Annotated in this window: 14 protein-coding genes; 9 read left to right on the forward strand and 5 right to left on the reverse strand. The window is 56.1% G+C overall.

Going from position 1 to position 13212, the window contains the following annotated elements:
* Nucleotides 1-8: 8 nt before the first annotated feature.
* The 4 genes from IEV29_RS11210 to IEV29_RS11225 all read right to left on the reverse strand — a co-directional run bounded on the left by IEV29_RS11210 (nucleotide 9) and on the right by IEV29_RS11225 (nucleotide 3224).
* Nucleotides 9-635 carry an LON peptidase substrate-binding domain-containing protein gene (locus tag IEV29_RS11210; RefSeq protein ID WP_188381387.1) on the reverse strand — a complete coding sequence of 209 codons (627 nt, stop codon included), beginning with the start codon at nucleotides 633-635 and terminating at the stop codon, nucleotides 9-11.
* Nucleotides 636-741: 106 nt separating this feature from the next.
* Nucleotides 742-1605 (reverse strand): RNase adapter RapZ, encoded by an 864-nt coding sequence (gene rapZ / locus IEV29_RS11215; protein WP_188381388.1) that lies wholly within the window; start codon nucleotides 1603-1605, stop codon nucleotides 742-744.
* Nucleotides 1606-1671: 66 nt separating this feature from the next.
* On the reverse strand, nucleotides 1672-2613 hold the full coding sequence (gene hprK, locus IEV29_RS11220; RefSeq protein WP_188381389.1) for an HPr(Ser) kinase/phosphatase: 942 nt from the start codon (nucleotides 2611-2613) through the stop codon (nucleotides 1672-1674).
* Nucleotides 2614-2750: 137 nt separating this feature from the next.
* Nucleotides 2751-3224, reverse strand: a complete 474-nt coding sequence (locus IEV29_RS11225; protein ID WP_188381390.1) for a PTS sugar transporter subunit IIA — start codon at nucleotides 3222-3224, stop codon at nucleotides 2751-2753.
* 371 nt (nucleotides 3225-3595) lie between these two features.
* Between IEV29_RS11225 and IEV29_RS11230 the strand changes: the two genes are divergently transcribed.
* The 9 genes from IEV29_RS11230 to IEV29_RS11270 all read left to right on the forward strand — a co-directional run bounded on the left by IEV29_RS11230 (nucleotide 3596) and on the right by IEV29_RS11270 (nucleotide 12134).
* A complete protein-coding gene (locus IEV29_RS11230; protein WP_188381391.1) occupies nucleotides 3596-4465 on the forward strand; it encodes a lysophospholipid acyltransferase family protein in 870 nt (289 codons plus the stop codon).
* 27 nt (nucleotides 4466-4492) lie between these two features.
* Nucleotides 4493-5251, forward strand: a complete 759-nt coding sequence (locus tag IEV29_RS11235; protein WP_188381392.1) for a glycosyltransferase family 2 protein — start codon at nucleotides 4493-4495, stop codon at nucleotides 5249-5251.
* Nucleotides 5252-5363: 112 nt separating this feature from the next.
* Nucleotides 5364-6032: a COG4648 family protein gene (locus tag IEV29_RS11240; protein WP_188381393.1), complete on the forward strand. Its 669-nt coding sequence runs from the start codon at nucleotides 5364-5366 to the stop codon at nucleotides 6030-6032.
* Between the two features lie 5 nt (nucleotides 6033-6037).
* Nucleotides 6038-7003: a lysophospholipid acyltransferase family protein gene (locus tag IEV29_RS11245; RefSeq protein ID WP_188381394.1), complete on the forward strand. Its 966-nt coding sequence runs from the start codon at nucleotides 6038-6040 to the stop codon at nucleotides 7001-7003.
* Complete coding sequence (locus tag IEV29_RS11250; RefSeq protein ID WP_188381395.1) at nucleotides 7003-8664, forward strand: NAD(P)/FAD-dependent oxidoreductase; 1662 nt, start codon at nucleotides 7003-7005, stop codon at nucleotides 8662-8664. Before IEV29_RS11245 ends, IEV29_RS11250 begins: the two co-directional genes overlap by 1 nt.
* A 15-nt stretch (nucleotides 8665-8679) precedes the next feature.
* Nucleotides 8680-9477: a polysaccharide deacetylase family protein gene (locus IEV29_RS11255; protein WP_188381396.1), complete on the forward strand. Its 798-nt coding sequence runs from the start codon at nucleotides 8680-8682 to the stop codon at nucleotides 9475-9477.
* 55 nt (nucleotides 9478-9532) lie between these two features.
* Nucleotides 9533-10738, forward strand: a complete 1206-nt coding sequence (locus tag IEV29_RS11260; RefSeq protein WP_188381397.1) for a beta-ketoacyl-[acyl-carrier-protein] synthase family protein — start codon at nucleotides 9533-9535, stop codon at nucleotides 10736-10738.
* Nucleotides 10735-11532 carry a beta-ketoacyl synthase chain length factor gene (locus tag IEV29_RS11265; RefSeq protein ID WP_188381398.1) on the forward strand — a complete coding sequence of 266 codons (798 nt, stop codon included), beginning with the start codon at nucleotides 10735-10737 and terminating at the stop codon, nucleotides 11530-11532. Before IEV29_RS11260 ends, IEV29_RS11265 begins: the two co-directional genes overlap by 4 nt.
* Nucleotides 11533-11570: 38 nt before the next feature.
* Complete coding sequence (locus IEV29_RS11270; protein ID WP_188381399.1) at nucleotides 11571-12134, forward strand: hypothetical protein; 564 nt, start codon at nucleotides 11571-11573, stop codon at nucleotides 12132-12134.
* Between the two features lie 73 nt (nucleotides 12135-12207).
* Here the strand turns inward: IEV29_RS11270 and IEV29_RS11275 are convergent, their stop codons facing one another.
* A complete protein-coding gene (locus tag IEV29_RS11275) occupies nucleotides 12208-13206 on the reverse strand; it encodes a chorismate transformation FkbO/Hyg5 family protein (protein ID WP_229726360.1) in 999 nt (332 codons plus the stop codon).
* Between the last annotated feature and the right edge of the window lie 6 nt (nucleotides 13207-13212).

The following is a 13212-nucleotide window of genomic DNA, read 5'->3' on the forward strand; positions in this document are numbered from 1 at the left end:
GGCGGTGCTCAGATGATGTGATGTTGCTGCAGATACTGATGCACGATGGTCATGCGGCTATGCGCATCGTTCAGCGCCAGCAGACGCTGTTTCGCCTGTAGCGGGATAGGCAGAATTTCACTCCAGCGATTGGCAACCCAGCCGGTATCGTCGTAATGAAAGTGGGCGGGAAATGGGTTGCCAAAGGCTTCGCCCGTTTCTACTTCCCCTCGACTGGTGATGTCGTCAACGATCAGTTCCAGCGCGCGTGCAGCGGCAGTATGTAAAGGCGTGATCGGCATGGGCTGATCAGCATCGATCATCTCGACACGCGCTTCGATGTGATTGTCGGCGCACACACGTGTTTCGATGATGCGAAAACGCTGCCCACCTTGTGTGCGTAGCAGCAACACGCCTAGTTGCTCCGCATCCCAGTCCAGAATATGAGCCATGCAGCCGATATCTTCCGGCTCGGCGACGCCCCCGACCTCTGCGCCGGAACGAATCAAGACGATGCCGAACGGTATCCCGCGTTTCATGCAATCGCGCACCATATCCATATAGCGTGTTTCAAAGACCCGCAACGGCAGGATGCCATCCGGGAACAAAACGGTATTGAGCGGAAAGAGGGGAATCCAGTCGGAACGATCGGTCATGATGCGTGTGCAAAAGGATGGGCAAATACCGATGCGCCAGGTAGGTGTCGGCTGTGAGGTTTGCTGACAGAGTCAGTCAGTGTGACAGCATTTGGATTGCGTTGTTTCAGTCAAGTTCGCGATGCCGGAGCAAAACATGCTCGGTCGTGCGGAAGTGCGCGGCGAGTCTTTCGACGAAATACACCGAGCGATGCTGGCCGCCAGTACAACCAATGGCAACGGTCAGGTAACCACGATTATCTTTTTTGACAGCCGGCAACCAGCGTTCGACATAGCCGCGGATGTCGGCCAGCAAGTCGACGGCATCCGGTTGCGCCAGCAGAAAATCCTGCACAGGCTGATCCCGCCCGGTCAGCGGGCGCAGTTTTTCGTCGTAATGGGGATTGGGCAGGGTACGCACGTCGAATACCAGATCGGCATCTAGCGGCACGCCAAATTTGAAGGCAAACGATTCGAACAGAATGGTCAATGGCGACTGGTCGCTTTCGACCAGATTCTTGATCCATGCCCGCAGCTTGTTGGCGCGCATGCCGGAGGTGTCGATCACGTGGCCGATTTCTTCAATGCCGGCCAGCATGTCGCGCTCGGCGAGTATGCATTCCGTCAATGTGCGGCGTTCGTCGGCTTCATCGCTGATGGCAGCGCGATGCGACAGCGGGTGACTGCGACGGGTTTCGGAAAAGCGGGCAATCAGTGCTTCGGTCTTGGCGGTGAGGAACAGCACCTTGACGTCATGGCCCTGACTGCGCAGCCAGGCCAGATCCTCGGGCAGGCTGGCAAGCGATTTGGCGCTGCGTGCATCGACCGAGACAGCCAGACTGTCGCCGCCATCTTCCAGACGTGAGGTGACCAGTTGTCGCAGCAAGGCAGGCGGCAGATTGTCGACGCAGAAATAGCCCGCGTCTTCCAGTGCCTTGAGACCGATTGATTTGCCGGAGCCGGAAATGCCGGTAATGAGAATGATGCGCATGGCATCCATGATACCGCACTGCAAGTTTATGCACAGACGGCGAGTTTGCCAGGCGAAGAGAGCGACTTAGTCGTCGCTCTCCATAGCTTTTTGCTGGCGGATCATGAAGTCTTTCAGCGTATCGATGCCGCGCAGTTGCAGAATGGTGTTCCGTACGGCTGCTTCCAGCAAGACCGCGATATTGCGCCCGGCTTCCACCGGAATCACGACCTTGCGAATTTGCAGGCCGAGAATTTCTTCGGTTTGCGATGGTGCTGGCAGGCGTTCGTAGTTTTCTTCCAGCGTGCTGCGACGGACCAGATGCACAATCAGTTTGAGGCGCATCTTGCGGCGAACCGCCGTCTCGCCAAAGATGGTGCGGATATCAAGCAGGCCCAGACCGCGCACTTCCAGCAGATTTTGTAGCAGAGGCGGGCAGCGGCCTTCAATCATGTTCGGTGCGATGCGGGCAAACTCGACCGCATCATCGGCGACCAGGCCGTGACTGCGTGAGATCAGTTCGAGGCCCAGTTCGCTCTTACCCAGGCCCGATTCACCCGTGATCAGGACGCCAACACCTAGCACGTCCATGAACACACCATGCATGGTGATGCGTTGCGCCAGTTTTTTCGACAGATAGACGCGCAGATAATCGATCACCTGGGCTGCAGGCAATGGCGTTGAAAACAGCGGAATGTTCTTGTCATCACAGATCGCCATGATGTCCGGTGGTGTTTCCAGACCTTGCGCAATGATGACGGCTGGCGGCTGACCGGCAATCAGTTCTGCCGTGTGATAGGCGCGCGCGCCAGGCGACAGGCGTTCGTAATATTCGGTTTCCTGATGACCAAAGACCTGAATACGCGCCGGATGGATCAGATTAAGGTGACCAACCTGATCGGCTGCCGACGTGGCGTCGCCGGAAATTTGACGCTCGCCGCCGGGAAATCCGGCAAACCAGCCGAGCTCGAGCAGCTCGCGGTTGTCGTCATAGAGCTGTTGTATCGAGAGCGGTGTTTGCAGTGGCATGGGAGCGTGCGCTTAGTGGTGTAAGTCAGGCAGCGTAGGTTATGCGTGTCGTGATCCGCTTTTTTCATGAGCGGAATGCACAAAAGACGGCATGACAATGCAGCCGGTCGCTTCAGTATAAAGCGGATTCGCTTTGATCAGTCCATGCCTTGCAGGCTGGGCTGCCAGGTAATCAGGCGCGCATGCACGGCAGCAGGATCGTCCAGTGTCGACAGCATGGTGCGGAAATTTTCGTCTGAAAACATTTCTGCCACTTCCGACAGAATTTCCAGATGCTGTTGCGTGACGTGATCAGGGATCAGCAGGAAGATCATCAGGCGGACAGGCTGACCATCCGGCGATTCAAATGGAATCGGTTGTGCCAGACGAACAAATGCTGCCAACGGCGCTTTCAGGCCCTTGATGCGGCCGTGCGGCACAGCGACGCCATGACCGAGACCGGTTGAGCCCAGACGTTCACGCGCGAACAGGTTGTCCGACACATCGGAACGGGCGATGCCGCAATTGTTTTCGAAAATCAGGCCGACTTGCTCGAACGACCGTTTCTTGCTGGAGACATCGAGGTCAAGCACAACATTGGCGGGAGGGAGAATCTGACTGAGATGGTTCATTGTTGCGAAGCACAAAAAAGGATTCCGGCACAGATTATAGGCCTATTTTTTGACCAAACCACCAAATCGACTTTCATCACGACAGAAGCGGGCGGTTTGTTGTGGAAAGAACCCAGAATGCAGACTTGTCTATTGACAAATGGCTTTCGTGCGAAAGATGTCTTTCATGCAAGAAAGCAAACAACAGAAATTGTCTGCCCAGATGTGTATCTATGTGCGATAGGCAGCAGAACAGTGGCTTGATTCCGATATAATTTCGGCGGAAGAAGTCAGGTTGCATGTTTCCAGAAGTCGGAAGCAGTCGGGCCCAAAGATGTTTGCGCGATTCAATCTTGTTTAGTCAAAGCCCGTTCGTACTTTTTGTGATCTTTATGATGCATCTGATAAATCGCTTCAAGCATGTACGTAACGTTCTGATCCTTTTTTTCAGCCTGTTATTGCTGGCGATCTTCATGATCGTCGGTTCCATCGGTCTGGCGATCCAGTCAGCATTTCTCGCATCCGGCAAACGCCGGGAAAATGCCCGTCGTGTGATTACCGCGACCTTTCGTCTGTACTTCCGCATCCTCGACGATCTGCACATCCTGCGGCTTGATCTGTCGGATATTGATCGTTTGCAGGATGAGCGCGGTTTGATTCTAACGTCCAATCATCCGTCGCTGCTGGATGCGCTGCTGATCACGTCCCGTCTGCCGAACGTGGTGTGCATCATGAAGGCGCAGGTGTTGCGCAATGTCTTGTTCGGACATGGCGCGAAGATGGCCGGATATATTCCCAATGACTCGATCCGCACGATTGTCAGTGATGCGAGCCGGGAACTGACGGAGGTTGGCAGCCAGTTGCTGCTGTTTCCCGAGGGGACGCGCAGCCGTAACGGCAAGATCAATCCGTTTCAGGGAACGGTGGGCGTGATTGCACGACGTACCAACGCCGATGTGCAGACCATCGTGATTGAATCCGAATCCGGTTTTCTTGGAAAAGGCTGGCCGGTCTGGCGCGCACCTGCGTTCCCTGTACAGATCCGTGTCTATGCCGGCAAACGTTTTTCCGTGAAAGAAGAGGGCAAGCTGTTTGTCGAGCAATTGCAGCGTTATTATGAGCAGGAACTGCAAGACGCAGGGCCAACGGAGACGGAAGCTGCATCCGTCACGTTGCTTCCCGCCAGTCAGGCAGTGATAGAAGAGACTTGCGACGAGCTGGTATCAGAAGAATTGATTTCAAACGGCCGATCGTTCAAATAAGTAAAACTAATTATTAAATAGTGCTGCATGCAAGCGTCATCCACCCATCTCGTTCTCATTCCCAGTTACAACCCCGGTGCCGCCGTCTATGCGACGGTGGCCTCGGCGCGTGCGCAATGGGCGCCCGTCTGGGTCGTTGTCGATGGCAGCACCGACGGTTCGGCCGAGCAATTGCAGCGGCTGGCTGCAGAAGATCCTGATCTGCATGTGATTGTGCTGCCGGAAAATCGCGGTAAAGGGGCAGCCGTGCTGCATGGCATCGAGCTCGCTCTGCAGCAGGGGTACACGCATGTGCTGACCATGGACTCTGACGGTCAGCACGATGCATCGATGATTCCGACCTTCATGCAGAAGTCGATCGCCGATCCGGCCGCGATGGTGCTGGGAGTGCCGGTATTTGATGCCAGTGCACCCCGTATCCGTGTCAATGGACGCAAGGTGTCGAACACGCTGGCCAACGTGGTAAGTGGTGGTGCCGGGATTGGCGACTCGCTGTTCGGATTCCGTGTGTATCCGGCGCGTGCGCTGGCCGAGATCATGCGCAGCAATCCGTGGATGCGTCGTTTTGATTTTGATCCGGAAGCGGTCATCCGCTTGTGCTGGCGCGGGATACGTCCGATCAATGTACCGTGCAAGGTGCGTTACCTGACAGAATCGGAAGGCGGTGTGTCGCATTTCAATTACTGGCGCGATAACAAATTGCTGGCTGGTATGTACACGCGCCTGCTCTTCGGTTTTGCCATCCGATTGCCGATTCTGGTGCTGCGCAAGTTGGGGTTGCCGTAATCCGTTTGCAGTAACAAATGCTTGCTTTTTTTGCATCACGACTACCTTATACTGTGCGTCTGGTTTGTTGTGTCCATCCGTGCGCAGAAGAATTTTTGCCGAGTCGCTTTTCATGTCCGCTCTTAAGATTGCCCTGACTGTTGTTGTGATCATCGCCTACGTGGCGTTGAGTCACGCTGCGCTCGTCATTGAGGATGCCTTCAGCATCTGGCGGCAACTGGCGGTGCTGATGCTGATCGTGCCGATTGCGGCGTTCCTGTGCTGGAGCGCGATCGTGACAACGAAGCAGTTGGGTTGCGGCAAGGTCCTGGCGTGGTGTGCGGGTTTGGTGGTTGCGGCCGGATGTGCGTGGATCACGTTCGGTTTCTGGCACACCTTGCTGACGCAACTGGACTGGATTTATCTGATTCAGCATGTCACGGCTAACACCATGCTGTGCTGGTTCTTCATGCAAACCCTGTATGGCGGTCGCACGCCCATCATCACCACGATTGCTCGCTCGATTCATCCGGACATGCCTGAAGGCGTGGTGCGATATACGCGCCATGTCACGATTGCATGGGCCATTTTCTTTGCTCTGCAGGTCCTTGTCTCACTCGTTATTTTTGCCGCGGCATCGATCGAAACCTGGTCCGTATTTGCCAATATATTGAACTGGCCGATGATCATTGCAATGTTTGCCGCCGAGTACGCGTGCCGCAAGCACTTCAATCCGGATTTTCGGCATGCGTCGATTCGTGAAAGCGTATCGGCTTATCTGAATAACAGAAACAAGGTTTAAGCGACATGCACGCCGATTCTTCCAGCTCAAAGGCTTCGACCGTTCCCGACGAGGTGTCGGTTACGGCCGAAGAGTGGACACAAAAGAAGGAGCGCGGGTGTCTGGCGGCACTCAAGGCAATGGTGTGGTTTGCCACGACATTTGGTCGTCCGTTGTCGCGCGTGCTGCTGTATCCGGTGGTTGCCTATTATGTGCTGACCGCATCCGATGCCGTGGCGACCTCACGCTTGTATCTGTCCCGTGTGTTCGGTCGTGCGGCGCGACGCGCTGAAGTTTTCCGTCATATCTATACCTTTGCCAGTGTGTTGCTCGATCGCGTGTATTTCTTGCGTGGCAATGCAGAGAAGTTCGATGTGCGCGTCGTGTCCGATCATTATATGGAGCACGATGTCGCAGCGCGTTCCAAAGGTGTGTTTCTGATGGGGGCGCACATGGGCAGTTTTGAGGTCGTGCGCATGGTCTCACGTCAGTGTGACGACCTCAAACTGGTCCTGCTGATGTATGAAGAGAATGCCCGCAAGATCGGCGCCTTGATGAATGCCATCAATCCGGCGGCACAACAGGAAATCGTGGCGCTCGGCAATCTGAGTGCGATGCTGACAGTCAAGGACAGGCTGGCCGAAGGCGCGTTGGTCGGCATCCTTGCCGACCGCTCCATCGGCAGCGAAAAAACAGCAATGCTGCCATTTCTTGGCGTGCCGGCACCCTTTGCGATGGGCCCTTTCCGCATGGCGGCCATGATGCGTCGTCCGGTATTTCTGATGATGGGCCTTTATCTGGGCGGTAATCGTTACGAGATCCATATTGAACGCATCGCCGATTTCTCGGATGCGGCAGATGGTACGCGTTGCAACACCGAAGAGCAGATCACGGCTGCCATGACGCATTACGTGTCGCGACTTGAATATTTTGCGAAGCGTGCACCGTACAACTGGTTCAATTTCTTCGACTTCTGGCAAGGGCAGGCATGATGAGCGGAACGGCTACCACGCAACACTATGACGTTGTCATCATGGGCGGAGGTCTGGCCGGTTTGACGCTGTCGCTGCAATTGCGGCAGCGCTTTGCGGATTTATCGATTCTGGTGATCGAGCGAAGGGCGCATCCGGTGCCGCTGGCGGCACACAAGGTGGGTGAATCATCGGTCGAGATCGCCGCCCATTACTTTGATTCCGTCCTCGGACTGAAGTCGCATCTGGAAAGCGAGCAGATTCGCAAGTTTGGCTTCCGCTTCTTTTTTTCTGAAGGGCGTCGCGATTTCGATCAGGTCACCGAACTGGGTGGCAGCACCGTCTTTCCGACCCAGTCCTATCAGATTGATCGCGGTATTTTCGAGAATCGTCTTGCCGAAATGGCGCAGGCAGCAGGTGTCACGTTTGTCGACGCTGCCATGATTCGCCGCTTTGACATCGGCGAGAAGGATACCTCGCATCAGGTGACGTATGAGGCGCATGGGCAGACCATCTCGGTGACCGGTCGCTGGCTGATCGACTCATCCGGTCGCGCAGGTCTGATCAAGCGCAAGCTCGATCTGGCGCAAGACAATGCACACAAGGCCGGTGCCGTATGGTTCCGTATCGGCAAGCACATCAACATGCACGACTGGTCGCAGGATCAAGACTGGATCAATGCATGCAATCCGCCGGATCGCTGGCGTTCGACCAGTCATCTGGTTGGCGAAGGCTATTGGGTTTGGCTGATCCCGCTATCGTCGGGTTCGCACTCGGTCGGCATCGTTGCCGACCCGGCTGTGCATCCGGTCGAAAAAATGAATACCTTCGACAAGGCAATGGACTGGCTGCAAAGGTACCAGCCACGCCTCTTTGAACATCTCGATGGCGAGCGTGACAAGCTGCAGGACTTTGCCTTCTTCAAGCACTTTTCGTACGGTTGCAAGCAAATGTATTGCGGTGAACGGCGCTGGGCGCTGACAGGGGAGGCAGGATTGTTTCTTGATCCCTTCTATTCGCCCGGCGGTGATTTCATTGCGATTGGCAATACCAACATCACGGAGCTGATTGCGCATGATCGTGCCAACGGGCCGGTCGTCATGGTGGCCGATTACTTCCAGAAAATTTACTTCTCCCTGTACGAATCGATGTTGCCTGTCTATCAGGACCAGTATCGGCTGTTTGGCGATCCGGAAGTGCTGCCGCACAAGGTGACCTGGGATTACGCTTATTACTGGGGTGTGATGTGCCAATTGTTTTTTCAGAATCGTTTGACGGATCTGATCACGATGGCGCGTTTGCAAAAACGGTTGGCGCACATGATGCAGGTCAACGCGGCGGTTCAGGCTTTCTTCCGCGCATGGAGTCAGCACAGCGCACGTCGCAATCCTGCCCAACTGCTCGATCAGACGTCAATCGACTGGTTTGCCGAGCTCAATCGCGGGCTCAATGATCAGCTCGACGACGCGCAGTTCATGCAACGCATGGACGACAATCTGGTGCTGTTGCAGCATCTGGCTGCGGCCTTCATCACGCGTGCATGTGACGAACATCCCGCATTGGCGGACAGCCAGGCTTGCGAAGATTTACGCGCATTGCTGGATGAAGCGATTCTGTCGGCTTTGCCCGTCATGGGCGCGCCCACCTTGTTTACCAATGCAGCTTATGCTCGGGCGGGCTGATTGATGAAAGCGCCCATGCAAACGACGAAATGGCAGCCCAGCGGCTTCCTCAAGGCATCGGCGGTCTTGCACGTTGGCGCGGCGGCTTCGGCACTTGTCTGGCCGGGTACCTTGGGCATGAGTGTGGCCAGCGTGATTGCCAATCATGCTGCGATTACCGCGATCGGCTTGTGGCCGCGCAGTACCTGGCTGGGACCGAATGTGTTGCGTTTGCCGCATGACAGACAGGAAGTGGCGATCACGATTGATGATGGTCCTGATCCAGAAGTCACCCCACGTGTGCTGGATTTACTGGCCAAACATGATGTCAAGGCAACCTTCTTTTGCATTGCAGACAAGGTGGCTGCGCAGCCAGCGCTGGCGCGACGTATCGTTGATGCCGGTCATCACATCGAAAATCACAGCATGAAGCATCGTCATTATTTTTCGATGATGGGTATGGGCGGCTTGCGCAAGGAACTGATGCAGGCGCAGCAGGTCATTGCTGAAGCGACAGGCAGAACGCCGCGTTATTTTCGCGCACCAGCAGGCTTGCGTAATCCGTTTCTTGATCCGGTTCTGCACGCCCTTGACCTGCAACTGGTGAGTTGGACGCGACGCGGTTTCGATACGCGGACTGGCGATGCCGCACTTGTAACGCGACGGTTGCTCAACGGGACGCGTGCTGGCGATATTCTGCTGCTGCATGATGGCAATGCGGCGCGTGATGTCCATGGTCAGCCTGTCATTCTCGATGTGTTGGCCCACGTGTTGACTGCCCTGAAACAACAGCATTTGCAATGCGTCACCATCGAACAGGGATTGCGTGCTTAGGTACACAATCATTCCATTATTGATTTGCGATTTATCCGGAGAACGGTCTTAACGCATGCAAGCACTCGAATTAAAACATTACACACTGAGTACCTGTCTGGGGCTCGGGCGGGATGCGAACTGGCAAAAGCTGGCGGCGCAGCAGGGCGCGCTGAAGCCTTGCGATTTTGAGACGATCGATTTGCCGACATGGATTGGCGAGGTGCCCGGCGTCGATGCGGTTGTCATTCGTGCTGCGCTGGCTGATTTTGATTGCCGCAATAATCGTCTCGCGCAACTGGCCTTGCAGCAGGACGGATTCATCGAAAGTGTGCAGCAAGTCATTGCCCAGGTGGGTGCTGATCGCGTGGGCCTGTTTCTCGGCACCAGCACGTCAGGTATCTTGCAAACCGAACTGGCCTATCGTCGTCGCGAGACAGATGCCGACGGCAAACTGGGCGCGCTGCCGCCCGACTTCCGTTATGCGGAGACACACAATACGTATTCTGTCGCCGCATTCGTCGCAGCCTTTCTGGGTGTGCGTGGTCCGGCGTTGACGGTCTCGTCTGCCTGTTCGTCGAGTGCCAAGGTGTTTGGTAATGCGGCACGCATGATCGAGGCCGGCGTGATCGATGCCGCTGTGGTTGGCGGTGTCGACACCTTGTGCCTGACGACGCTCTATGGTTTCAACTCTTTGCAACTGCTGTCGCCGGAACCGGCACAGCCTTATGGCGAAGGCCGGCAAGGTATCTCGATCGGGGAAGGTGCAGCGTTTGCCTTGCTGACAAAAGTGCAGGGCGAGGCACAACCCGGTTCGATTCTGCTGTGCGGTGTCGGTGAGTCAAGCGATGCACACCACATGTCATCGCCGCATCCGGAAGGCCTGGGTGCGCAGATGGCGATGAAGTCTGCACTGGCATCTGCCGGCATCACGCCGGACCGGATTGGGTACATCAATCTGCATGGCACGGCAACGCCAAGCAATGATGCGGCAGAAGGGCGTGCTGTGCATGCCGTTTTTGGTCGTCATACCGCGTGCAGTTCTACCAAAGGTGCCACCGGGCATACGCTCGGTGCGGCTGGCGGCGTGGAAGCCGTGATCTGTGCAATGGCGATGACCAATGGCATGCTGCCGGCAGGCATCAATACCCAAGCCGTCGATGCTGCGCTCGATGTCGATTACCTGCTGCAGAATCGCGCCGAACCGATCGACTATGCGCTGAACAATTCCTTTGGTTTTGGCGGGTCTAACTGCAGTCTGGTGCTGGGAGTCGTACGATGAGCGTGCAAGTTTATCTGGATGCCATCGGCATGGTCGGTCCCGGTGCGAATAACTGGACAGCGTGGCAGAGCCTGCTACAGGACGCGTCCGATTATCAGATCGTGCCGACTGTCGTGCCGGCGCTGAATGTGTTGCCACCGGCCGAGCGTCGCCGTACCGGCGCGGGTGTCAAGCTGGCACTGGCGACCGGCATGGAGGCGCTGAGTAATGCCGGTATCGATCCGGCGACGATGACGACGGTGTTCTGTTCTTCCGGCGGTGATGGCGACAACTGCCATCTGATCTGCGAAGCCCTTGCGGGCAGCGACCGCATGATCTCGCCGACCCGTTTTCATAATTCCGTGCATAACGCGCCTTCCGGCTACTGGGGTATTGCAGCGGGTGCGATGTTGCCATCCACCAGTTTGTGCGCCTACGATGGCGGCTTCGCTGTCGGTCTGCTGGAAGCCGCAGTGCAATGCGCGATTGAAAAGCGTCCGGTGCTGCTGGTGGTCTATGACACACCTTATCCCGAACCATTGCATGCGACGCGTCCGATACTGGATCAGTATGCGGTCGCATTGCTGTTGAACCCGACGCAAAGTGTTCAGAGTCTGGGCGCGCTGAGCTTGCAGTTGGAGGATGCTGCTTGTACACGCATGACTAACACTGCGCTGGAGCAGGTGCGGATTGGTATTCCGGCCGCTCGCGGACTGCCTTTGTTGCAGATTGTCGCGCAGGCACGTGCGGCACACGCTGATCTGGAATATGTAAATGGTCGCAGTCTGCATGCGGTGTTTACGCCAGTTCAGTAAGCGATCAACGATCCGCTTTTCAAACCAGGGAGAAAATAATGAAAAAACTGATTGGCCTTGCCGTATTGTCGACCTTGTTGGTTGGCTGCGAAACCATGCAGAAGAAAGAAGAAGCACCTGCACCAGTCGCTGCCAAGCCGGCACCTGAGCCTGTCGCGCCAGCCAAAAAACTGAGCGCAAAAGAACAGGCTGCCAAGGATGCGGCCGACAAGAAGGCAGCTGCGGCTGCCGCCAGCAAAAAATCAGCAGCACCTACCGCCGATGCAGGCAAGCCTCAGGAAGTCAAAGGTATCAATGGCTGGTCCGGGCAGATCATTGGCACGCCGGCACCCAAGAGCAAGTTCAATAATTTGAAAATTGGTATGGGCTTCAATGAAGTCATCAGCGTCGTCGGCAAACCGACCGATACCAGTTCGCACATTACGGGAAAGGCATGGATCCCGTTTTACTTTGGTTCTGGTCGTTATGAGACGGTGTTCTATTACAAGGGATTGGGACGTCTGACGTTCGCCGGCGGTGCTGGTGCCTATACGTATGGCGTCAACGATAACAGCGGTTTGACCATCATCGAGCACGACAAGACCGAGCGCGGTTTCCAGTAATTCTGCGACTCGCTGCACCATCAAAAAGGCCGTTCATCTGTCGGGATGAACGGCCTTTTTTTGAGCGTGATGATCAGTTGGCTGGCAAGGCAGCCGAACCTTCGATCTCCACCAGCAGATCGGCGCGGCAAATATCGGCCTGCACATAGGCCGCGCGTACGGCAGGGCCGACCTGCTGCTCGATGATCTGACGTACCTGCGCGATATCTTCCGCATGGCGGATATAGACGATGTAGTCCAGCGCTTGCAGCGCGCATTGCGCATTCGTCTTCAGGTTGGCTTCTGTCAGCACGGCGGCGATATTGGCGAGTGACTCAGTCGTTTGCGCGGCGACATCGCCGGTGTGACGTGTTTCGTGACCGACGATGCTGGCTGTGCCGGAAAGCAGAAAAATGCGTTGCTGATCGACGGTCGCGACGCTGGCGCGGGAAAACAGCGGGCTGCGCGGGCCGTACTGCTCGGGGTAATCGTAGGCGCTGATCTGACGCGGATTTTCGATCGCGACAGAGGGTTGTCGTCCTGCCAGAAATGTAATCGTCAGTGGCCCCGATGCCGTACCCAACGCGCATGCCGCCGGGACGTTGCCTGCAACGGCCTGACCACTTTCGGCAAATGCCTGTTGTCTTCCCAGATTGAACTGACGGTAACGTTCAAGGTCATCTGTAACAGCATTGATGTCGGCCATGTAATTCCAGAAGCGCAATACATACGGGAAGCCCTGTGCATGCAGCAGCGAAAAAATATGGCGATAGGCCTGCCGGGTCGCAATCTGTAGCGGCGTGCCCTCCTGTTTGGGTGTGCCGGCAAACAGAGTTTCATCAATCGTGACGATGCCAAACAGAAGATGGTCATTGAAACGGTAGTGAATGTCGTTGAGCTGGCCGGTGCGGATGACGCCGTTGCCATGCAGGCTTTCACAGAGCAAGGCATCCTGATCCAGCCGTGCCATGGCAATATGGGCAAAGGCTGGCGCGTCAGCGATAGGTGGCAGCGCACTGAAAATCAACCCGCCGAGTAGACCGGAATCCTGTCCTTCGTCGGGGAGAGCACTGCCGTAAGAGACGTTCAACATGATTGT

Source organism: Oxalicibacterium faecigallinarum (assembly GCF_014635705.1).
GTDB classification, from domain to species: Bacteria; Pseudomonadota; Gammaproteobacteria; order Burkholderiales; family Burkholderiaceae_D; genus Oxalicibacterium; species Oxalicibacterium faecigallinarum.

Bases quoted from the DNA above. Each gene is read 5' to 3' on its own strand.
- IEV29_RS11210 (WP_188381387.1), bottom strand. From the start codon at position 635: ATGACCGATCGTTCCGACTGGATTCCCCTCTTTCCGCTCAATACCGTT.
- rapZ (WP_188381388.1), bottom strand. From the start codon at position 1,605: ATGCGCATCATTCTCATTACCGGCATTTCCGGCTCCGGCAAATCAATC.
- hprK (WP_188381389.1), bottom strand. From the start codon at position 2,613: ATGCCACTGCAAACACCGCTCTCGATACAACAGCTCTATGACGACAAC.
- IEV29_RS11225 (WP_188381390.1), bottom strand. From the start codon at position 3,224: ATGAACCATCTCAGTCAGATTCTCCCTCCCGCCAATGTTGTGCTTGAC.
- IEV29_RS11230 (WP_188381391.1), top strand. From the start codon at position 3,596: ATGATGCATCTGATAAATCGCTTCAAGCATGTACGTAACGTTCTGATC.
- IEV29_RS11235 (WP_188381392.1), top strand. From the start codon at position 4,493: ATGCAAGCGTCATCCACCCATCTCGTTCTCATTCCCAGTTACAACCCC.
- IEV29_RS11240 (WP_188381393.1), top strand. From the start codon at position 5,364: ATGTCCGCTCTTAAGATTGCCCTGACTGTTGTTGTGATCATCGCCTAC.
- IEV29_RS11245 (WP_188381394.1), top strand. From the start codon at position 6,038: ATGCACGCCGATTCTTCCAGCTCAAAGGCTTCGACCGTTCCCGACGAG.
- IEV29_RS11250 (WP_188381395.1), top strand. From the start codon at position 7,003: ATGAGCGGAACGGCTACCACGCAACACTATGACGTTGTCATCATGGGC.
- IEV29_RS11255 (WP_188381396.1), top strand. From the start codon at position 8,680: ATGCAAACGACGAAATGGCAGCCCAGCGGCTTCCTCAAGGCATCGGCG.
- IEV29_RS11260 (WP_188381397.1), top strand. From the start codon at position 9,533: ATGCAAGCACTCGAATTAAAACATTACACACTGAGTACCTGTCTGGGG.
- IEV29_RS11265 (WP_188381398.1), top strand. From the start codon at position 10,735: ATGAGCGTGCAAGTTTATCTGGATGCCATCGGCATGGTCGGTCCCGGT.
- IEV29_RS11270 (WP_188381399.1), top strand. From the start codon at position 11,571: ATGAAAAAACTGATTGGCCTTGCCGTATTGTCGACCTTGTTGGTTGGC.
- IEV29_RS11275 (WP_229726360.1), bottom strand. From the start codon at position 13,206: ATGTTGAACGTCTCTTACGGCAGTGCTCTCCCCGACGAAGGACAGGAT.